Source organism: Burkholderia sp. BC1, assembly GCF_052683555.1.
In genome coordinates this window covers 37245-55900 of the sequence record NZ_JBQYLP010000008.1, presented here as the reverse complement: position 1 = coordinate 55900, position 18656 = coordinate 37245, and the positions used below count along the sequence as shown (strand labels likewise).

The following is an 18656-nucleotide window of genomic DNA, read 5'->3' as shown; positions in this document are numbered from 1 at the left end:
CTCTCCCGGAAAACGTGAACGGCCGCGCCGCTCATAACGGAAACACGCCCGTCGCGACCGCGGCGAACACCATCAGCACGGTGGCGGCGAACAGGAACGGAATCGTGAATTTCTGATGCTCGGCAAGGTCGACGCCGGTCAGGCCGACGATCAGGAATGTCGCGGGCGTAAGCGGACTGACCGGGAAACCGGTCGTCATCTGGCCGAGCAGCGCGGCCTGCGCCATCTGGATCGGCGGCACGCCGAGCAGCTTGCCGCTTTCGGCGAGCACCGGCAGCACGCCGAAATAGAACGAATCGGGATCGAATAGCAGGCTGAGCGGCATTGACAGCAGCCCGAGCACGAACGGCATGTGCCGCGCATGCTCGACCGGCACGTGCGCGACGACGACCTCCGCCATCGCCTTCAGCATTCCGGTGCCGGTCATGATCCCCGTGAACGCGCCCGCCGCGAGCAGCACGCTCGCCATCATCAGCGCGGCCTTCGCATGCGCGTCGATGCGCTCGCGCTGCGCACGGACGTCCGGATAGTTGATCACGAGCGCGGCGACGGTGCCGAGCATGAACATCGCCATCGGATCGACGATGCCCGACACGAGCGTGCCGAGCACGACGAGCGTCAGCACGAGATTGACGGCGAACCGGTCGGGCCGGCGCAGCGCACGCTCGGCGTCGGTCAGCTCGCGCGGTGCGACGGCGATCGCCGCTGCGCCGGCGCGGTCGAGCCCGAGCCGCTTCGCCTCGCGCACGCCGAGCACCCAGGCGGTGCCGAACACGAACGCGAGCCCGACGAGCTGCACCGGAATCATCGGCATGAAGATCGCCGTGCCGGGAATGTGCAGCGCGGCCGAGGCGCGCAGCATCGGGCCGACCCACGGCAGGAAGTTGACGCCGGCCGCCATCGACGCGACGCACGCGAGAATCCGGCGATCCATGCCGAGCCGCGTATAGAGCGGCATCATCGCGGGCAGCGTGACGAGAAACGTCACCGCGCCCGATCCGTCCAGATGAATCAGCAGCGCGAGCAGCGCGGAGCCGACGACGATGCGCGGCGGATGACAGCCGATCACGCGCAGCACGCCGGCGATGATCGGATCGAGCATGCCGGCGTCGGTCAACACGCCGAAGAAGAGGATCGCGAACACGAACATGCCGGCGATCGGCCCGATGTTCTGCACGCCGTGCACGATGAACTTGCCGGTCGTCAAGCCGAACCCGGCAGCAAGCGATGCGGCGACCGGCACGACGATCAGCGCGACGAGCGGCGACAGCCGCTTCGTGATGATCAGGCCGAACAGCGCGACGATGGCGATCGCGCCGATCCATGCAAGCATGATGTGTCTCCTGTCGATGCGGCGCATCGCGGGTGCGCCGTTCTGGTCGAATGCGATGGGCGGCCTCGCCCGTGCGGGATGCGCGCGTCAGTCGGTGCGGTCGTCGTCGGCGCCGAACAGCTGCGCCGCATGCTCGTTCAGCGCGGGCGGCGCGCGCCGGTACGTGGCCGGCGTGCGGCCGAGCTTGATCGGCGAGGCAATGCCGCGATGCGCGCCGAGCGCCACTTTCATCGCGCGATGCGCGACGTGCGGATGCGCGAGCGCCGCATCGAGCCCGAGCACCGGCGCGCACGGCACGCCGCTGCGCATCAGCCGCTCGGCGAGCGCCGCGCCGTCGTGGGCCGCAAGCGCCGTTTCGAGCAGCGCGCGCAGCGCCGTGCGGTTCGCGCTGCGCGCGCGGTTGTCCGCGAAGCGCGGATCGTCGAGCCAGTCGCGCGTGCCCAGCACGTCGCAGAGCGCCGCGAACTGGCCGTTGTTGCCGACGGCCAGAAAGATGTCGACGGTCGCCGTCGGAAAGCTGTCGTACGGCGTGATGTTCGGATGCGCGTTGCCGGTGCGCACCGGCGCGCGGCCGGAATGGAAGAAGTTCGGCGTATGCGGATGCAGGATCGACAGCGCGCAGTCGAACAGCGTCGTCTCGACGAACTGCCCGCGGCCGCTCGCGTCGCGTTCGCGCAGCGCCATCAGCACACCGAGCGCCGCGTTCAGCCCCGTGACGAGATCGACGATCGGCACGCCGACGCGCAGCGGCGCACCGCCCGCTTCGCCGTTTACGCTCATCAGCCCCGTCATCGCCTGCACGGCCGCGTCGTAGCCGGGCAGCCCGCCGAGCGGGCCGTCCGCGCCGAAACCCGACACGCGGCAATAGACGAGCCGCGGGTACCGCGCATGCAGCGCGTCGAAGCCGAGCCCCCAACGTTCCATCGTGCCGATCCGGAAGTTCTCGACGAGCGCGTCGGCCTCGTCGAGCAGCCCGAGCAGCCGTTCGCGGTCGTCCGGCTTGGTCAGGTCGAGCGCGATGCCGAGCTTGTTGCGGTTCACGCCGAGGAAGTACGACGCGGTGTCGCCGTCGAACGGCGGGCCCCAGGTGCGCGTCTCGTCGCCGGACGGCGGTTCGACCTTGATGACCTCCGCGCCGTGATCGGCGAGCACCTGCGTCGCGTACGGGCCGCCCAGCACCCGCGACAGATCGATGATGCGCAATCCCGCCAGCGCGCCCGGCCGTTCGTGTTCCGTCATGCGTCTCGCTCCTGCTTCCGGTGGATCGGATCGCCGGTGATGCCGGGCGGCGGCGCTGCGGGATGCCGTTCCGGTCTCGACGAATAATTCGTGTATGTGAATTTATATTCATGTACAAGAATTTGATTGTCAAGCCCGGAGGTGCCCGCCCCCGATGGCGCGAGTCGCGCCGGGTGCCGACCGTCCTGCATCCGCGACGTGCCGGTTGCCGCGACGTCCCGCCGTTCGTTAAGCTGGCGAACAAACGTTCCCCCCGAGACAAGCGGAGATTTCATGAAACGCATGCTGCTGGCCGCCGTCATGCTGGCTTCGACGCTGGGCGTCGCACAGGCACAGACCCAGACTTTCCACTTCGGCGAAGGACAGGCCACGCCGGCCGGCGCGACGACGGCTCGCCGCGCGCCTGCACGTCGGCATGTGGCGCCGCCTGCGCCACATCGCAGGCATGCGGTTCACAAACGTCGCCATGCGCGGCACGTGAAATCGACGCGCGGCGGGCTGTACACGCGGTCGTGACGACGCGCGATTCGCCACACGCACGGAACCGGGATGAAATGAGGGATGAGATCGGCGCGGCGGCCTGCATGCAGTGTCGGCGCTTATGCCGATCGGCTGTCGGTCATCGGGGCGGCGACGTCCCGCCGATGCGCATTTTTTTTCACGCTTGAGCACCTGTCTTACCGAACATGAGCATCGCGCCGGGCACCTTCAAGGAAAGAGCCACGATCGTTTGTCGCCAGCGCGGCAGCGTGCTGCTGGTCGCCCGCACCGCGTCGCGATGGGCGTTACCGGGCGGCACGATCCGCCGCGGCGAGACGCCGCTGCAGGCCGCGCAGCGCGAACTGGCGGAGGAAACGCGGCTCGAAGGACTCGCGCTGAACTATGCGGTGCAGTTCGGCGGGCTGAGGAAAGTGCACCACGTGTTCGTCACCGACGTGCCGAAGCGGTTGGTCCCGCGCGCGAGCAACGAGATCGTGCGCTGCAAGTGGTTTGCGATCGAGCGGCTCGAGACGCTGCATACGAGCGTGCCGACGCGCAAGATCGTCGAGCTGCTGCGGCTCGACCTGCTCAGCGGGTTACCGGAGGATTAGACGGGTTGGGCGTGTGGGCGCAGCGGCGCGACGGGCCGCGTGCGGTCAATCGAAAGGACCGACGTTGTCGACGACGAAGCCTTTGCATGTCATTTTTGCCATATAACGATGATTGTCGACGCGGTAAGGAATCTTCCATTGCTGAAGATCGGCCAGATACTCGGCAGCCTCGTCGAACGTCAAATTCGAAAAATTGTTGTGCCGGGCATATTTTTCCAGATAGCCACGCATCTGCGACGTGGAGAGATTCGGGCAGGCTGCGTCACCACCATCGTCCCGGATGTACGCCATCACACCTATCAGCAATGCAGCCAGAAGCACAATTAAAAGGATGGCTGCAAGCGTGAATTTAAAGAAGCCGGAGAATTGCACTTTCGACATCGCGTCTCCAATGTCGGCAATGAGTCGAAACGGCGAACGATTCCTGCCCGCCGTTCGCGATTGAGCGCGGCGAACATCCCCTTGCCGATCGAGTTCTCATGCAGCAAGCGAAACTCACGCGGTGAGCGCATGCAGCGTATCGCCCGCCCCCATCGCCCGCGTCAGCACCGCTGCATCGCCCGCCGCCGCACCTCAACCCTGCGGAATCGTGCCCGGCCGCACGTAGGCGAGCATGTGCGGCACGTAATCGGCCTTGCCGAGATCGACGCCGTGATGGCGCAGGATCGCGTAAGCCGTGATCGCGTGGAAGTAGAACTGCGGCAGCGCCCAGTCGCGCGCGTATTGCTCGCCCGTCATGTCGAACGCAGTGCCGTTCGGCAGTTCGAGCGCGATGGGCAACGCGGCGCCGCCGTCGAGCGCATCGGGCGCGAGTTCGCCGAGAAACGCGAGCGTGCCCGCGAGGATCCCCTGCGCATCGCCGAGCGAGCCCGGCTGCGCATCGGCATGCCAGCCGGCCTGCCGCAATGCGAGCAGCGGTTCCGGCAGCGGCTCGCCGCGCAGCCGGTGCACGGGTTCCATCGCCTGAAAACACGAGAACCGGACCTGCGCGGCAAGCGGATACATGTCCGGCGCGAGCTTCAGCGTCATCAGCGCATCGGGATCGTCGCCGGCCGCGCGCCAGTGCCCGGCCGCCTTGTCGAGCCACGCGGATTGCGCGCGCAGCAACTGGCTGAAGGTCGGAACGAGAAGTTGAGTCGGTGACACGCGCGCCCTCCAATGGATGATCGATCGCATCACGATAGCAGCGTCGACGCGATGGTGCATCGTCGCGGTGCCGGCATCAGCCCAAGAAAATATCGCGCCACAACGGCGACAGCGACGCCGACGGCGCTCGGCGCGCGCCCGGCACCGCGGCGTTAGGGCCCGCGACGCCGTGCGAGAAACCGGTCGAGCTGCGCCGCGAACGCGTTGCCGTCGCGTGCGCTGAACGGCGCCGGGCCGCCGGTATCGATGCCCGCGCTGCGCAGCTGATCCATCATCGCGCGCGTCGACAGACGTTCTTCGATGTTGTCGCGGCTGAACCAGTTTCCTCGCGGATCGAGCGCGAATGCACCCTTGTCGAGCACGGCTGCCGCGAGCGGAATGTCGGCCGTGATCACGAGGTCGCCCGCCGCGGCCAGCTCGACGATCCGCGCATCCGCGGCATCGAAGCCGGCCGGCACCTGCAGCGCGCGAATGAACGGCGACGGCGGCGTACGCAGAAACTGGTTCGCGACCAGCGTCACGCAGATCTCGGTGCGCCGCGCGGCGCGAAACAGCATCTCCTTGATGACGGCGGGACACGCGTCGGCATCGACGAGCACTTGCATGGCGGAATTTCCATTGGAGACGAGTGGCGATCATAGCGTACGCCGCGCGTCGGCCTCGCGCACACGAACCGATCCGCTCGCCACCGCGTTCGCCGCGTTCAGCCGCCCACCTCCGCGCAAAGCGCATCGGCCGTCACCCACTGCGCGCCCCACGCGCGTGCGAGCCGTGCACCCTGCCCGAGCCGCACCGGCGCATCGTCGAAGTCGACGAACACGACGTGATCGGCTGCGGCGGGCTTCGCCGGTGTCTCGCGCGTGCGGCCGTCCGACAGCACCCACAGCCAGCGCTGCTTGTCCGCGTGGCGTCGCGCGTCGCGCGCGAGCAGCTGCGCCGCGGCGCCGATGCCGTCCGCGAGCGGCGTCCCGCCGCCGCCATCGACCGGCTCGACCCAGCGCGCATTCCACCAGCGCGGCACGGCCGGTCCGAAGCGCCGCGCGGCGCCGTTGCCGCCGAAGCAGATCAGCGCGGCCTCTATCCGGTCGCGCGCGGCGCGATCGAAATACGCGACGATCAGCCCCTTCGCGAGCGCGAGCCGATCGTGCGACAGCATCGACGCCGAGCAGTCGAGCAGGAAGCAATGGAGCGCGCGCGGCGCGTCCGCGCGTTGGCGAAAGCGCAGATGCGCGGCGTGCAGCGGTCGCCCGCGCTTGGCCGCGAGCGTGGCCGCCCATGCGACGGCCGTACCCGCGCGCGCGAGGCCCGGCACGCGCTCGGCGGCACCCTGCTGCCATCGAGGACCGCGAACGGCGTTCGCGGCGGCGCCGTCTCGATGGCTCAGCGTTTTTTTAGCGGCAGCGGCACGACGGCCTTCACGTCGCGCAGCCCCGCGGACTCCGGCGGCAGGTAGCCCCAGTCGCCGTGCGATGCGGCCGCGTCGTCGGGCGACGGCGCCGTGTCGCGCGGCAGGCGCTCGCGTGTGTCGCGATGCGTCGCATCGTCGTGCCCCGTGCGCGAATCGGGCGCGCGCGCAGCCGACGGCGGCGATGCGTCCGCGCGGCGCCGATGCCGCAGCACCGCTTCCGCGACGCGGTCGACCTGCGCGACCGTCACGGCGTCGGCTGCTTCCAGCGCGGCAAGCGCACGCGCCGCGCGCAACATCACGAGATCGGCGCGCAATCCGTCGACGGCCGCCTCGATGCAGAGCGCACTCACGCGCGCATGCACGGCATCGTCGAATTGCAGTGCCGGCAGCCGTGCACGCGCCGCGCGGATCCGCTCGGCGAGCGTTCGCTGCGCATCCGCGTGCCGGGCGCGAAACGCGTCGGGATCGAGATCGAACGCGAGGCGCGCCTTCACGATCCGTTCGCGCTGCGCGGCATCGAAGCAGTTCTCGAGCTCGACCATCAGCCCGAAGCGGTCGAGCAGCTGCGGACGCAGCTCGCCCTCTTCCGGATTCATCGTGCCGACCAGCACGAAGCGCGCATCATGCGCGTGCGACACGCCATCGCGCTCGACGACGTTCACGCCGCTCGCCGCGACGTCGAGCAGCGTATCGACGAGGCCGTCGGCGAGCAGGTTCACCTCGTCGACGTAGAGCACGCCGCGATGCGCACGCGCAAGCAGGCCGCCGCGAAAGCGCACGCCGTTCTCCGCGAGCGCATGCGCGAGATCGAGCGTGCCGGTGACCTGCTCGTCGGTGGCCGACAGCGGCAACGTGACGAACGCGCCTTCCGGCAGCAGCTCGGCGAGCGCCCGCGCGGCGGTGGATTTCGCGGTGCCGCGCGGCCCGCTGACGAGCACGCCGCCGATCGACGGATCGATCGCGGCGAGCAGCAGCGCCTGCTGCAGCGCGTCCTGCGCGACCAGCGCCGTAAACGGAAAAACCGCGCGTGCGCGGGGCGTGGTCGGATCGTTCATCGCCGTGTTCCTTCCTGAAGTTGTTCGGTCGCGAGCCAGATCGCTTCGATGCGCTCGCGATAGTCGCCCGGCTGCTGCCACAGCCCGCGTTGCATCGCCTCGACGAAGCGCTCGCAGATCGCGTGCAGCGCGTGCGGATTGTGACGTTCGAGGAACGCACGCGTCGCATCGTCGAACAGGTACGCGTCGGCGACGAGCGCGTACTGGTGATCGGACAGCACGCGCGCGGTCGCATCGTAGCCGTACAGATAGTCGACGGTCGCCGCCATTTCGGCCGCGCCCTTGTAGCCGTGCCGCTTCACGCCGTCGAGCCATTTCGGATTCACGACGCGCGAGCGGATCACGCGCGCGATCTCCTCGCGCAGCGTGCGCATCTTCGGCGCGGCGGGGTTCGCGTGGTCGCCGTGATAGACGCTCGGCTGCTGCCCCGACAGATGGCGCACGGCCGCCGTCATCCCGCCCTGGAACTGGTAGTAGTCGTTCGAATCGAGGATGTCGTGTTCGCGGCTGTCCTGGTTCTGCACGACGACGTCGATCGCGGCGAGCCGTTCGCCGAACACGTCGGGCGCGGCATCGCCCGCGCTGTTCTGCGCGTACGCATAGCCGCCCCACCGGCGGTATGCGTCGGCGAGATCGGCGTCGGTCTGCCAACCGCGCCGGTCGATCAGATCCTGCAGCCCCGCGCCGTAGCTGCCGGGCCGCGCGCCGAATACGCGCCAGCCGGCCCGGCGCCGCGCTTCGTCGGGCGCGACGCCTTGCGCGATCCACTGCGCGCGTTCGCGTTCGATGCGCGCACGGATCGGGTTCAGCGCCTCCGGTTCGTCGAGCGCGGCGACGGCCTGCACGGCCGCGTCGAACAGATGTATCAGGTTCGGGAACGCGTCGCGGAAAAAGCCCGACACGCGCAGCGTCACGTCGATGCGCGGCCGGTCGAAGATTTCGATCGGCAGAATCTCGAAGTCGGTCACGCGATGGCTGCCGTGCGCCCATTTCGGCCGCACGCCGAGCAGCGCGAACGCCTGCGCGATGTCGTCGCCGCCGGTGCGCATCGTCGCGGTGCCCCACACCGACAGGCCGATCGCGCGCGGATAGTCGCCGTGCTCCTGCAGATGGCGCTCGATCAGCTGCTGCGCGGATTTGAGCCCGAGCGACCACGCGGCCTGCGTCGGCACCGCGCGCGTGTCGACCGAGTAGAAGTTGCGGCCGGTCGGCAACACGTCCGGACGGCCGCGCGACGGCGAGCCGCTCGGCCCCGGCGGCACGAAGCGGCCGTCGAGCCCGCGCAGCAGCTGACGCATTTCGTCGCGGCCGCACGCGTCGAGTGCGGGCAGCAGCGTCGTTCGCACACGCTCGATCACGGCGAGCGTATGCGGCCATTCGCCGGGCGGCGGGATGGCGATGCCGCGCTCGTCCGGCGCGACCGCGCAGATGCGGTCCAGCCAGTGCTGCGCGAGCCGTTCGAGCCGCTCGCGCGTGTCGCCCGCATGCCGCCACGGCGACGCGTCGAGCGCCTGCAGCACGGCCGGCCGCGGGCCCGTCCACGGCGCGGCCCAGTCGGCCGCGAGCGGATCGAAATCGTCGCCGAGCGCGAGATCGTGCGCGAGTGCCGCGATCAGTCCGGCGTTCATGCCTTTGCCGTCGCCGACCGGAAAGCGCGCGAGCGCGAGCAGCGTATCGCGCCGCTGCCGCTCGGCCGGCGACACGCCGAACACGTGCAGCCCGTCGCGAATCTGCGCTTCCTTCAGCTCGCAGAGCCATGCATCGACGCGCGTGAGCAGCGCGTCCTCGTCGTTCGCGTCGCGCGGCGGCGATACGCTGAGCTCGTCATGCAACCGATGTTCGGCGATCGTCGCGAGGATCGTCTTGCGCAGCAGCTTCGCGCGTCGCGCGTCGACCATCAGTGCGTCGTAGTATTCGTCGACGAGCCGCTCGAGGTCCTGCATCGGGCCGTAGTTTTCGGCGCGCGTGAGCGGCGGCATCAGATGATCGACGATCACGGCCTGCGCCCGCCGCTTCGCCTGGCTGCCTTCGCCCGGATCGTTGACGATGAACGGATACAGATGCGGCAGCGGGCCGAGCGTCAGATCGGGCCAGCACGCGTCGGACAGCGCGACGCTCTTGCCCGGCAGCCATTCGAGGTTGCCGTGCTTGCCGAGATGGATGACCGCGTCGATGCGGAACACGTCGCGCAGCCAGAAATAGAACGCGAGATACGCGTGCGGCGGCACGAGCTCCGCGTCGTGATAGCTCGCGTAATCGTTGTCGTCGCGCGAGCGCGACGGCTGGATGCCGACGAACACGTGCCCCGCGCGCCAGCCCGCGATCGTGAAGCGTCCGCGGCGCAGCGTCGGATCGGCTTCGGGCGGCCCCCAGCGCGCGTTCAGCGCGTCGCGCACCGCGGCCGGCAGCCGCGCGAAGCGCGCGCGGTAATCGTCGAGCGCATAGCTCTGGAACGCCGGGCGCAGCGCATGCATCGCCGCATCGTTGGTCACGCCTTCGGTCAGGCGCGCGATCAGCGCGTCGCCGTCAGCCGGCAGCTCGGCGAGCGTGTAGCCGGCGTCGCGCAGCGCGGCGAGCACATGCAGCGCGGACGCCGGCGTATCGAGCCCGACGCCGTTGCCGATGCGCCCGTCGCTTTGCGGGTAGTTCGCGAGGATCAGTGCGACGCGCTTGTCCGCGTTGTCGAGCGTGCGCAGCCGGCACCAGCCGCGCGCGAGCGCCGCGACGAACGCGATCCGCTCCGCATCGGGCTGATAGCGAACGACGTCGACCTCCGTGTGCGGGCAGCGATACGCGAGCCCCTTGAAGCTGACCGCACGCGTGACGATGCGCCCGTCGACCTCGGGCAACGCGACGTGCATCGCGATGTCGCGCGCGTGCAGCCCCTGGTTGTCCGCGATCCACGCATCGCGGTTGCCGCCCGACAAGATCACCTGCAGCACGGGCGCGTCGCCGGCGAGCACGTCGGGCGCGTGCGCGTCGATCGCGCCGGCCGCGAACGCGGTCGTGTTCAGCACGAGCGCGACGTCGTGCGCCTCGCAGAGCTGCGCGATCACCTCGCGGCTCACCGCATCCTTCAGCGACGTCACGGCGATCGGCAGCGGGTTCAGTCCTTCGTCGACGAGCGCGTCGGCGAGCGCGTCGAACACGGCCGTATTCGCGGCCTGCCAGTGCGCGCGATAGAACACGATCGCGACGACCGGCGCGCCCGGCGTCCAGCGCGGCCGCCAGTCGTCGACGCTCGCCGGATCGCGCGCCGGGTGATACAGCGCGGCGGCCGGCAGCGGACGCGGCGGCGCCGGCTCGTCGCCGAAGCCGAGCATGTGAAACGCGATGCTGCGCAGCAGCGCTTCGGCGTTGTGCACGCCGCCCTCGCGCAGATAGCGCCACCACAGCCGGCACAGCGCGGGCGCGACCGTGCTCTTCGCGACGAGGTTCGGATCTTCCTGCAGATCGCCGGAGAACATCGCGAGCTGCTGCCCGTGCTTCGACGCGACCGAGACGGCCTGCTCGATGCCGTACGGCCAGTACGCCTCGCCGCCGAGATGGTCGATCACGACCGTCTTGGCATGGCGCAGCACGTCGTCGACGTAGAAGTCGACCGAGGCCGGCTGCCGCAGGAACGTGACGTTCGCGAGCCGCACGCTCGGAAAGCCGGCCGGCAGCCGCGGTACGACGCTCGCGAGCAGCGACAGCGTCGTGTCGGCCGAGCTCAGGATCACGATGTCGGCCGGGCGCTGATCGATGCGCACGACACCCTGTGTGTCGTCGACGAAGCCGCCCGGCGTGGTGCGCAGCAGATGCATCGCGCGTTACGCCTGCTGCGGCTCGGCCGCGCACGCGGCGTCGAACGCGCGTTGCAGCTCGGCCGCGTCGAGCCGTTCACCGATCAGCACGAAGCGGCTCGCGCGCGCTTCGCCGTCCTGCCAGCGGCGGTCGAAATAGCTGTCGAAGCGGCGGCCGACGCCCTGGATCACGAGCCGCATCGGCGCGTCGGGCAGCGCCGCGAATCCCTTCGCGCGATAGATCGTGTGCGTTTCGACGAGCCGCTGCAGCGCGGCGATCGTCGCCTCGCGCGTGCCCGCGTCGCCGCTCACGACGACCGAATCGAAATCGTCGTGATGGTGGTCGTGCTGTTCGTCGTCGGCCGCACCTACGCCGGTCGCACCTACGCCGGCCGCACCGTGATGGTCGTGACGCAAATGGATCGTGTCTTCGGACGCCGATTCGAGCCCGATCAGCATCGCGAGATCGAGCCCGCCGCGCGTCGCGCGCACGATCTTCACCTGCGGCGGGATCTCGTCGCGGATCGCGGCTTCGATCTGCGCGAACTGCGCATCGTCGACGAGCTCGGCCTTGTTCACGATCACGAGATCCGCCGCCGACAGCTGATCGGCGAACAGCTCGTGCAGCGGCGATTCGTGATCGAGGTTCGGATCCGCGCGCCGCTGCGCGTCGACGGCCTGCGGGTTTTCCGCGAACTGGCCGCTTGCGGCCGCGGGCCCGTCGACGACCGTCACGACCGCATCGACCGTGAACGCATGGCGGATCGTCGGCCAGTTGAACGCCTGCACGAGCGGCTTCGGCAGCGCGAGGCCCGAGGTTTCGATCAGCACGTGATCGATGTCCGCGCGCCGTTCAAGCAGCGCTTCCATCACCGGATAGAACTCCTCCTGCACGGTGCAGCAGAGGCAGCCGTTCGCGAGCTCGTACAGCTGCCCCGACACCTCGCCGGCCGCGTCGTCGCAGCCGATGCCGCAGCCTTTCAGGATTTCGCCGTCGATGCCGAGTTCGCCGAACTCGTTGACGATGACCGCGATGCGACGGCCGTTCGCGTGCTGCAGGATGTGGCGCATCAGCGTGGTCTTGCCGCTGCCGAGAAAGCCCGTGACGATCGTGACGGGCAGCTTGCGTAGGGTCATGGTAGGTCCTCGGTCGAAAAAGGCATCACGCGGAGATCGTCACGTCGATCTCGTCGTAGCGTTTGAAGCGGTAGATCGCGGCCGACACGGCCCAGCACGCGACGAACAGGCCGATCACGACGTAGCCGAGCATCCCGAAATGCGACGCGACCATCGTCGCGAAATCCCAGACGGGCCCCTGCAGCGACAGCTTGTCCGCGAGCAGCGCGAGCACCTCGATGCCGCCGATCAGCGCGGCGACCAGCACCGACACGAACGTGATCGTCATGTTGTAGTAGATCTTGCGAATCGGCCGCACGTACGCCCAGCGATACGCGCCCATCATGAGGATGCCGTCGGTCGTGTCGACGAGCGTCATGCCGGCGGTAAACAGCACCGGCAGCGCCATCACCGACCAGAACGACAGCCCGCCCTGCACCTGCGTCGCGGAAATGCCGAACAGCGCGATCTCGGTCGCGGTATCGAAGCCGAAGCCGAACAGGAAGCCGACCGGGTACAGGTGCCAGCTGCGCGACACGAGCCGGAACAGCGGCCGGAACAGGCGCGCGAGCACGCCGCGCCGGTTCAGCAGCATGTCGAGATCGGCGTCGACGATCGCGTCGCCGCGCCGTGCCGCGCGAAACGTCCGGTACACGGAGATCAGGATCAGCAGGTTCGCGGCCGCGAGCACGAGCAGGAAGAACGCGGACACGCTCGTGCTGATCACGCCGCCCCACGTCTTCATGCTCTCGAAGCGCGCGAGCGACGCGGCGGTCAGCGCAACCGCGACCGACATCACGATCACGACCGTCGAATGCCCGAGCGAGAAGAACAGCCCCGCGCCGAGCGGGCTGCGCCCTTCCTGCATCAGCTTGCGCGTGCCGTTGTCGATGGCGGCGATATGATCCGCGTCGACGGCGTGACGCAGCCCGAAGACATACGCGAGCAGCGCGGTGCCGAGCAGCACCGGCTGCCCGTGAAACGCGATGAACGCCCAGATCCACGCGCCGACGTTGAACGCGACGAGCAGCGAATAGATGGCGACAATCTTGCCGCGCAGCCCCGACGGGCTGTCGTTGAACAGACGTAAGAAAGAATCGAGCATGGTGCTCCGCGATGAACGGTCGACATGTGACTGCCAACACGGTCCGCACCGTGCCTGCCGGCGCCGCTTGCCTGCCGGTTCGCACCGCGCGCGCGGCCTGACGACGGGAAATCGGAAACGCTCGGGCGTCGGGCGCGCTGCGGCCGTGGACGATGCGCCGCCTCCCCGCGGCGCTGTACCCCCCGTCTCGGCCGGTATCCGGGCTGACGAACACGCCGCTTCGCCTTCCCGGATACGCGAGGCATCCAGTGGCGTCGTCCGCACGCGCGTGGCGTGCGGCGAAGCGGCGCTGCATCGCGGAGCGATGCGTTCGCTTACCGTTGCGGGGGCAGCACAGGTTGGCTCGACTGCGGGGCAGCCGCACTCCCTGTTTCCCGTTTAACTGCGCGTGCAGGAACGCACGCGCGAGCACCGAAACGCGTGCGAGTGTAGGCTCCGGCGCCGGGCCGCGTCAAGGCGAACGGCGGCCGCGATCGCTGTGCTATCGTATGCGCCGCGTTCGGTGCTCGCATGCGCAATCCGCGCATGCAGTTAAACGGGAAACAGGAGGCGGAGCATCGCCCGGCCTGTGCTGTCCCCGCAACGGTACGCCGCCCGCGCGATGCGCCTTGCGCACGCGCCCATGCCGCCCACGATGCCACTGCCCTTCAGCGGGCGGGAAGGCTGCGGCCTGGCAAGCGGCCAGCCCGGATACCGGCCGACGCAAGGGGCGAGCGCCGCGCTCGCCGAACGCCCGATCCGCGGGGGACGGAGAGTGTGCGCGTTGTCATCCGCCCGCTACGGGCGCTTCGTTTCGCTCCGTCATGTCACGCCATTTCGCAGGCCGTCCGCGCGCGGCCGTTTCGTCGCCCCGTCCCGTCTCGTCACGGCGCGCGCCGTGCTGCGCGCGATGAGCCGCGCATGGCTCGTCGGCGCCGGTCCCGGCGACGCCGACCTGCTGACCCTGAAGGCCGTCCGCGCGATCGCGGCCGCCGACGTGCTGCTCGTCGACGATCTCGTCAACCGCGAGGTGCTGCGCCATGCGCGCGCGGACGCGCGGATCGAGCACGTCGGCAAGCGCGGCGGTCATGCGTCGACGCCGCAGGCCGAGATCGTCTCGACGATGCTCGCGCATCTACGCGCGGGCCGCAGCGTCGCGCGGCTGAAAGGCGGCGATCCGTTCGTGTTCGGCCGCGGCGGCGAGGAACTGCTCGCGCTCGGTGCGGCAGGCATTGAGGTCGAGGTCGTGAGCGGGATCACGGCCGGCATCGCGGCACCGGCCGCGCTCGGCATTCCGGTCACGCATCGCGGCGACGCACAGGGCGTGATCTTCGTCACCGGACACGGCGCGGGCGCCGACGAGCCGGACTGGCGCGCGCTCGCCGCGACGCGCATGACGATCGTCGTCTACATGGGGATGCGCCGGCTCGAAGCGATCGCCGCCGCGCTGCGCGACGGCGGCCTGCCCGGCGACACGCCGTGCGCGGCGATCGCGAACGCGACGCGCGACACGCAACGGCACGTGCTCGCGACGCTCGACCGGATCGTCGAACGTACGGGCGCCGCCGGCATCGGCTCGCCGGCGATCGTCGTGATCGGCCGCGTCGCCGCGCTGGCCGCCGATCCGGCCGTGCAAGCCGCACTGGCCGGCGGCCGCCGCGCGGAGCGCGCGTGATGCGCGTCGCGCTCGGCATCGGCTTTCGTGCGGGCGTGCGCGCCGCGCAGCTCGACGCGGCCGTGCGTGCGGCGCTCGCGGCGTATCCCGATGCACAGCCGGCGGTCGTCGCGACGCTCGCCGCGAAGTCGCGCGCCCGCGCGCTGCGCACGTTCTGCGCGCGACGCGGCTGGCCGCTCGTCGCGTTCGAGCCCGCGCAACTGGCCGCGTGTGCGCAGCGGGCGGCCAGCGCGCCGTCGGCCGCCGCGCTCGCGCGCTTCGGCGTCGCGGGTGTCGCCGAGCCGTGCGCGCAGCTGGCCGCGCCGCACGGCCGGCTGCTTGCACCGAAAACCATCCGGGACGGCGTGACGGTCGCGCTCGCCGGCCCGCTCTGAACCTTTGCTATCGACAGGACGATTCCGATGAGGACCGATCCCGAATCCCATCAGCGGATGGCCGAGCGCCGCCGCGCCGGCCACGAGAAGAAGCAGGCCGCCGCCGTCAACGAAAAGGGCCTGCTGATCATCCATACGGGCAACGGCAAGGGCAAGAGTACCGCCGCATTCGGCATGGCGGTGCGCGTGCTCGGCCACGGCATGCGGCTCGGCGTCGTGCAGTTCATCAAGGGCGCGCTGCATACGTCGGAGCGCGATTTCCTCGGCGCGGTCGCCGAGTGCGATTTCGTGACGATGGGCGACGGCTATACGTGGAACACGCAGAACCGCGACGCGGACATCGCGACCGCGCGCAAAGGCTGGAACGAGGCGCGCCGGATGATCGAAAGCGGCGAGTACCGGATGGTGATTCTCGACGAGCTGAACACGGTGCTGAAGTACGACTACCTGCCGCTCGACGAAGTGCTCGCGACGCTGGCCGCGCGGCCCGCCGACCTGCACGTCGTCGTGACCGGCCGGCATGCGCCCGACGCGCTGATCGACGCGGCCGACCTCGTCACCGAAATGCGGCTCGTCAAGCATCCGTACAAGGAGCAAGGCGTGAAGGCGCAGCGCGGCGTGGAGTTCTGAGCGATGCCGGCCTGTCCCGCACTGTTCGTCAGCGCACCGGCGTCCGGCCAGGGCAAGACGTCGGTGACGGCCGGTCTCGCGCGGCTGCATCGGCGGCTCGGCCGCCGCGTGCGCGTGTTCAAGACGGGGCCGGATTTTCTCGATCCGATGCTGCTCGAGCGAGCGAGCGGCGCGCCCGTGCATGCGCTCGATCTCGGCATGGTCGGCGAGGCCGGCTGTCGCGCGCTGCTCGCCGACGCCGCGCGCGACGCGGACCTGATCCTGATCGAAGGCGTGATGGGCCTGTTCGACGGCACGCCGAGCAGTGCCGATCTCGCGGCCGCGTTCGGCGTGCCGATCGTCGCGGTGATCTCCGCGAAATCGGTCGCGCAGACGTTCGCGGCCATCGCGTTCGGACTTGCGCGCTTCCGCCCCGGCCTGCCGTTTCACGGCGTGTTCGCGAACCACGTCGGCTCCGACCGGCACGCGGCGCTGCTGCGGCAGGCGCTGCCCGACGATCTGCGCTGGCTCGGGCATTTGCCGGCCGATGCGGCGCTCGCGTTGCCGGAACGGCATCTCGGCCTGCACCAGCCGGACGATATCGCCGATCTCGACGCGCGGCTCGATCGCGCGGCCGATGCGCTCGCGCACACGGCGCTCGCGGCGTTGCCGCCCGCGATCGGCTTCGCGCCGCCGGCCGTGGCCGCGCCGCTGCCGCACATGCTCACCGGCAAGCGGGTCGCGATCGCGCGCGATGCCGCGTTCTCGTTCATCTACCCGGCCAATCTCGCGCTGCTCGACGCGCTCGGCGCGCAGGTGCGGTACTTTTCGCCGCTCGCCGACGAGCCGGTGCCCGATGAATGCGACGCGCTGTTTCTGCCGGGCGGCTATCCGGAATTGCATGCGCGTACGCTCGCCGCGAATCGGACGAGCGCGGCGACGATCCGCGCCCATGCGGCGGCCGGGCGGCCGATCGTCGCCGAATGCGGCGGAATGCTCTATCTATGCGAATCGTTGACCGACGTCGACGGCACGACGACGCCGATGCTCGGGCTGCTGCCCGGCCATGCGACGATGCAGCGCCGCTTCGCGGCGCTCGGCATGCAGCAGCTCGACACGCGGGCCGGCACGCTTCGCGGCCACACGTTCCACTATTCGCGGCTCGCGACGCCGCTGGCGCCGGCCGCGATCGCGCAGCGCCCGGGCGACGACGCGCGCAGCGGCGAAGCCGTCTATCGCGTCGGCGCGATCGTCGCGACCTACATGCACCTGTACTGGCCGTCGAATCCGCACGCGACGGCCGCGCTGTTCACCGGCGACGCATTCTGACGATGCGCGAGCCGGCGCGGCGATGCCGGTGCGCGGTCCGGCCGGCGCATCAGACGAGAAACGCCTCGGTCAGCTTGACCCAGTACGACGCGCCGGTCGGCAGCGCCGCGTCGTTGAAGTCGTAGCCGGGGTTGTGCACCATGCAGCCGCCCTCGCCGTCTCCGTTGCCGATGATCAGATAGCAGCCCGGACGCCGTTCGAGCAGGAACGCGAAATCCTCGCTGCCGGTGAGCGGCACCATCGCGTCGATCAGGTTCGCTTCGCCGACCCACTCGCGCGCGACGCCTTGCGCGAACGCGGTCATCTCCGCATCGTTGACGAGCACCGGATAGCGGCGCTGATAGTCGATCGTCGCGGTTGCGCCGAACACCGCGGCCTGCGCGTGCACGACTTCCTTGATCCGCGTCTCGAGCAGATCGCGCACCTCGGGCTTCAGCGCGCGCACCGACAGCCGCATCTGCGCGCGGTCGGGAATGACGTTCGGCGCTTCGCCCGCATGGATCGCGCCGACCGTGACGATCGCCATGTCGAGCGGCGGCACGTTGCGCGACACGATCGTCTGCAGCGCGATCACGATCTGCGCGCAGACGACGACCGGATCGATCGCGCGATGCGGCACCGCGCCGTGGCCGCCGCGCCCCTGCACGTCGATGATCACCGTGTCCGACGACGCCATGAACGGCCCCGGCAGGAAGCCGAAGTGTCCGGTCGGAAAGCCCGGCATGTTGTGCATCGCGAAGATCGCATCGCACGGGAACAGCTCGAACAACCCGTCGTCGAGCATTTTCTTCGCGCCGCCGAGCCCTTCCTCGGCCGGCTGGAAGATCAGGTTCAGCGTGCCGGAGAAGCAGCGTTCGCGCGCGAGATGCTTCGCGGCCGCGAGCAGCATCGCGGTGTGGCCGTCGTGCCCGCATGCGTGCATCTTGCCGGCGATCGTGCTCTGGTACGGCAGCCCCGTCGCCTCGAGGATCGGCAGCGCGTCCATGTCGGCGCGCAACCCGAGACGCCGCGTGCCCTGGCCGACCGTCAGCTGCGCGACGACGCCCGTGCCGCCGAGCCCGCGATGCACGGTGTAGCCCCATGCGCGCAGTTGCTCGGCGACGAGGTCGCTCGTCGCGAATTCCTCGAAGCCCAGCTCGGGGTGCGCGTGGATGCGATGCCGAATCTCGATCATTTCGTCGGCGAGGCCGGCGGGAATCACGCTGTGCGTCACGGTGTCGTCTCCTTGTATGCGGGGAAAGATGCACGCAAGGATAGTCCGTTCGGCGGCAACCCGGCAGCCGGAAAGTCGTCACGGCGGCAACCGTCGGTTGCCGGCTTCAAGAGCGCGCGCGGTCGCCCGGCAGGAAGACGGCATGGTTGAGTAAAGTACTTTTCTGTCAACGACATAGTGTCAGGATGTTCATTTTTTG

At 69.7% G+C, this 18656-nt stretch carries 17 protein-coding genes and 2 riboswitches; of the genes, 6 read left to right on the top strand and 11 right to left on the bottom strand.

What is annotated here, in order from left to right; translation table 11 throughout:
• Positions 1-31: 31 nt before the first annotated feature.
• Together ACSHSS_RS06005 and ACSHSS_RS06000 are read right to left on the bottom strand one after the other, a co-directional pair.
• A complete protein-coding gene (locus ACSHSS_RS06005; RefSeq protein ID WP_445544703.1) occupies positions 32-1333 on the bottom strand; it encodes a CitMHS family transporter in 1302 nt (433 codons plus the stop codon).
• 87 nt (positions 1334-1420) lie between these two features.
• Positions 1421-2572 carry a CaiB/BaiF CoA transferase family protein gene (locus tag ACSHSS_RS06000; RefSeq protein ID WP_060113383.1) on the bottom strand — a complete coding sequence of 384 codons (1152 nt, stop codon included), beginning with the start codon at positions 2570-2572 and terminating at the stop codon, positions 1421-1423.
• Between the two features lie 273 nt (positions 2573-2845).
• Between ACSHSS_RS06000 and ACSHSS_RS05995 the strand changes: the two genes are divergently transcribed.
• Positions 2846-3088 (top strand): hypothetical protein, encoded by a 243-nt coding sequence (locus ACSHSS_RS05995; protein ID WP_012213344.1) that lies wholly within the window; start codon positions 2846-2848, stop codon positions 3086-3088.
• A 170-nt stretch (positions 3089-3258) separates the two neighbouring features.
• Positions 3259-3663 (top strand): NUDIX hydrolase, encoded by a 405-nt coding sequence (locus tag ACSHSS_RS05990; protein WP_088925760.1) that lies wholly within the window; start codon positions 3259-3261, stop codon positions 3661-3663.
• A 45-nt stretch (positions 3664-3708) separates the two neighbouring features.
• On the opposite strand, the gene ACSHSS_RS05985 is transcribed toward ACSHSS_RS05990, so the two are convergent.
• From ACSHSS_RS05985 to ACSHSS_RS05950, 8 genes are all read right to left on the bottom strand, one after another.
• Positions 3709-4044 (bottom strand): hypothetical protein, encoded by a 336-nt coding sequence (locus ACSHSS_RS05985; RefSeq protein WP_445544702.1) that lies wholly within the window; start codon positions 4042-4044, stop codon positions 3709-3711.
• Between the two features lie 192 nt (positions 4045-4236).
• The gene (locus tag ACSHSS_RS05980) at positions 4237-4869 is read right to left on the bottom strand and encodes a DUF1993 domain-containing protein (RefSeq protein WP_105778403.1); all 633 of its coding nucleotides are present in this window, start codon (positions 4867-4869) and stop codon (positions 4237-4239) included.
• 92 nt (positions 4870-4961) lie between these two features.
• The gene (locus ACSHSS_RS05975) at positions 4962-5414 is read right to left on the bottom strand and encodes a YaiI/YqxD family protein (RefSeq protein ID WP_006400081.1); all 453 of its coding nucleotides are present in this window, start codon (positions 5412-5414) and stop codon (positions 4962-4964) included.
• Positions 5415-5512: 98 nt separating this feature from the next.
• Positions 5513-6121 (bottom strand): vWA domain-containing protein, encoded by a 609-nt coding sequence (locus ACSHSS_RS05970; protein ID WP_445544701.1) that lies wholly within the window; start codon positions 6119-6121, stop codon positions 5513-5515.
• A gap of 68 nt (positions 6122-6189) precedes the next feature.
• Entirely contained in the window at positions 6190-7272 is a 1083-nt protein-coding gene (locus tag ACSHSS_RS05965) for an ATP-binding protein (protein WP_445544700.1), read from the bottom strand.
• Entirely contained in the window at positions 7269-11078 is a 3810-nt protein-coding gene (gene cobN, locus ACSHSS_RS05960) for a cobaltochelatase subunit CobN (protein WP_445544699.1), read from the bottom strand. The genes ACSHSS_RS05965 and cobN overlap by 4 nt, the downstream gene beginning before the upstream one ends.
• Before the next feature lie 6 nt (positions 11079-11084).
• Entirely contained in the window at positions 11085-12194 is a 1110-nt protein-coding gene (cobW, locus tag ACSHSS_RS05955) for a cobalamin biosynthesis protein CobW (protein ID WP_445544698.1), read from the bottom strand.
• 25 nt (positions 12195-12219) lie between these two features.
• Positions 12220-13278, bottom strand: a complete 1059-nt coding sequence (locus ACSHSS_RS05950; protein ID WP_445544697.1) for a HoxN/HupN/NixA family nickel/cobalt transporter — start codon at positions 13276-13278, stop codon at positions 12220-12222.
• 172 nt (positions 13279-13450) lie between these two features.
• Positions 13451-13709: riboswitch (cobalamin riboswitch) on the bottom strand.
• A 51-nt stretch (positions 13710-13760) separates the two neighbouring features.
• Positions 13761-13994, top strand: a riboswitch (cobalamin riboswitch).
• Positions 13995-14167: 173 nt separating this feature from the next.
• On the opposite strand from ACSHSS_RS05950, the gene cobA reads away from it, so the two are divergent.
• The 4 genes from cobA to ACSHSS_RS05930 are packed head-to-tail and all read left to right on the top strand — an operon-like array spanning position 14168 to position 17244.
• The gene (gene cobA, locus ACSHSS_RS05945; RefSeq protein WP_445544696.1) at positions 14168-14932 is read left to right on the top strand and encodes a uroporphyrinogen-III C-methyltransferase; all 765 of its coding nucleotides are present in this window, start codon (positions 14168-14170) and stop codon (positions 14930-14932) included.
• On the top strand, positions 14932-15306 hold the full coding sequence (locus ACSHSS_RS05940) for a cobalamin biosynthesis protein (RefSeq protein WP_445544695.1): 375 nt from the start codon (positions 14932-14934) through the stop codon (positions 15304-15306). Before cobA ends, ACSHSS_RS05940 begins: the two co-directional genes overlap by 1 nt.
• A gap of 27 nt (positions 15307-15333) precedes the next feature.
• Positions 15334-15936, top strand: coding sequence for a cob(I)yrinic acid a,c-diamide adenosyltransferase (cobO, locus tag ACSHSS_RS05935; RefSeq protein ID WP_445544694.1), 603 nt, complete (start codon positions 15334-15336; stop codon positions 15934-15936).
• Positions 15937-15939: 3 nt separating this feature from the next.
• Positions 15940-17244: a cobyrinate a,c-diamide synthase gene (locus ACSHSS_RS05930; RefSeq protein WP_445544693.1), complete on the top strand. Its 1305-nt coding sequence runs from the start codon at positions 15940-15942 to the stop codon at positions 17242-17244.
• A 49-nt stretch (positions 17245-17293) separates the two neighbouring features.
• Here ACSHSS_RS05930 and ACSHSS_RS05925 read toward each other — a convergent pair whose 3' ends face one another.
• Positions 17294-18457: a M20 aminoacylase family protein gene (locus ACSHSS_RS05925; protein WP_006412903.1), complete on the bottom strand. Its 1164-nt coding sequence runs from the start codon at positions 18455-18457 to the stop codon at positions 17294-17296.
• Between the last annotated feature and the right edge of the window lie 199 nt (positions 18458-18656).

Bases quoted from the DNA above. Each gene is read 5' to 3' on its own strand.
- ACSHSS_RS06005 (WP_445544703.1), bottom strand. From the start codon at position 1,333: ATGCTTGCATGGATCGGCGCGATCGCCATCGTCGCGCTGTTCGGCCTG.
- ACSHSS_RS06000 (WP_060113383.1), bottom strand. From the start codon at position 2,572: ATGACGGAACACGAACGGCCGGGCGCGCTGGCGGGATTGCGCATCATC.
- ACSHSS_RS05995 (WP_012213344.1), top strand. From the start codon at position 2,846: ATGAAACGCATGCTGCTGGCCGCCGTCATGCTGGCTTCGACGCTGGGC.
- ACSHSS_RS05990 (WP_088925760.1), top strand. From the start codon at position 3,259: ATGAGCATCGCGCCGGGCACCTTCAAGGAAAGAGCCACGATCGTTTGT.
- ACSHSS_RS05985 (WP_445544702.1), bottom strand. From the start codon at position 4,044: ATGTCGAAAGTGCAATTCTCCGGCTTCTTTAAATTCACGCTTGCAGCC.
- ACSHSS_RS05980 (WP_105778403.1), bottom strand. From the start codon at position 4,869: ATGCACCATCGCGTCGACGCTGCTATCGTGATGCGATCGATCATCCAT.
- ACSHSS_RS05975 (WP_006400081.1), bottom strand. From the start codon at position 5,414: ATGCAAGTGCTCGTCGATGCCGACGCGTGTCCCGCCGTCATCAAGGAG.
- ACSHSS_RS05965 (WP_445544700.1), bottom strand. From the start codon at position 7,272: ATGAACGATCCGACCACGCCCCGCGCACGCGCGGTTTTTCCGTTTACG.
- cobN (WP_445544699.1), bottom strand. From the start codon at position 11,078: ATGCATCTGCTGCGCACCACGCCGGGCGGCTTCGTCGACGACACACAG.
- cobW (WP_445544698.1), bottom strand. From the start codon at position 12,194: ATGACCCTACGCAAGCTGCCCGTCACGATCGTCACGGGCTTTCTCGGC.
- ACSHSS_RS05950 (WP_445544697.1), bottom strand. From the start codon at position 13,278: ATGCTCGATTCTTTCTTACGTCTGTTCAACGACAGCCCGTCGGGGCTG.
- cobA (WP_445544696.1), top strand. From the start codon at position 14,168: ATGAGCCGCGCATGGCTCGTCGGCGCCGGTCCCGGCGACGCCGACCTG.
- ACSHSS_RS05940 (WP_445544695.1), top strand. From the start codon at position 14,932: ATGCGCGTCGCGCTCGGCATCGGCTTTCGTGCGGGCGTGCGCGCCGCG.
- cobO (WP_445544694.1), top strand. From the start codon at position 15,334: ATGAGGACCGATCCCGAATCCCATCAGCGGATGGCCGAGCGCCGCCGC.
- ACSHSS_RS05930 (WP_445544693.1), top strand. From the start codon at position 15,940: ATGCCGGCCTGTCCCGCACTGTTCGTCAGCGCACCGGCGTCCGGCCAG.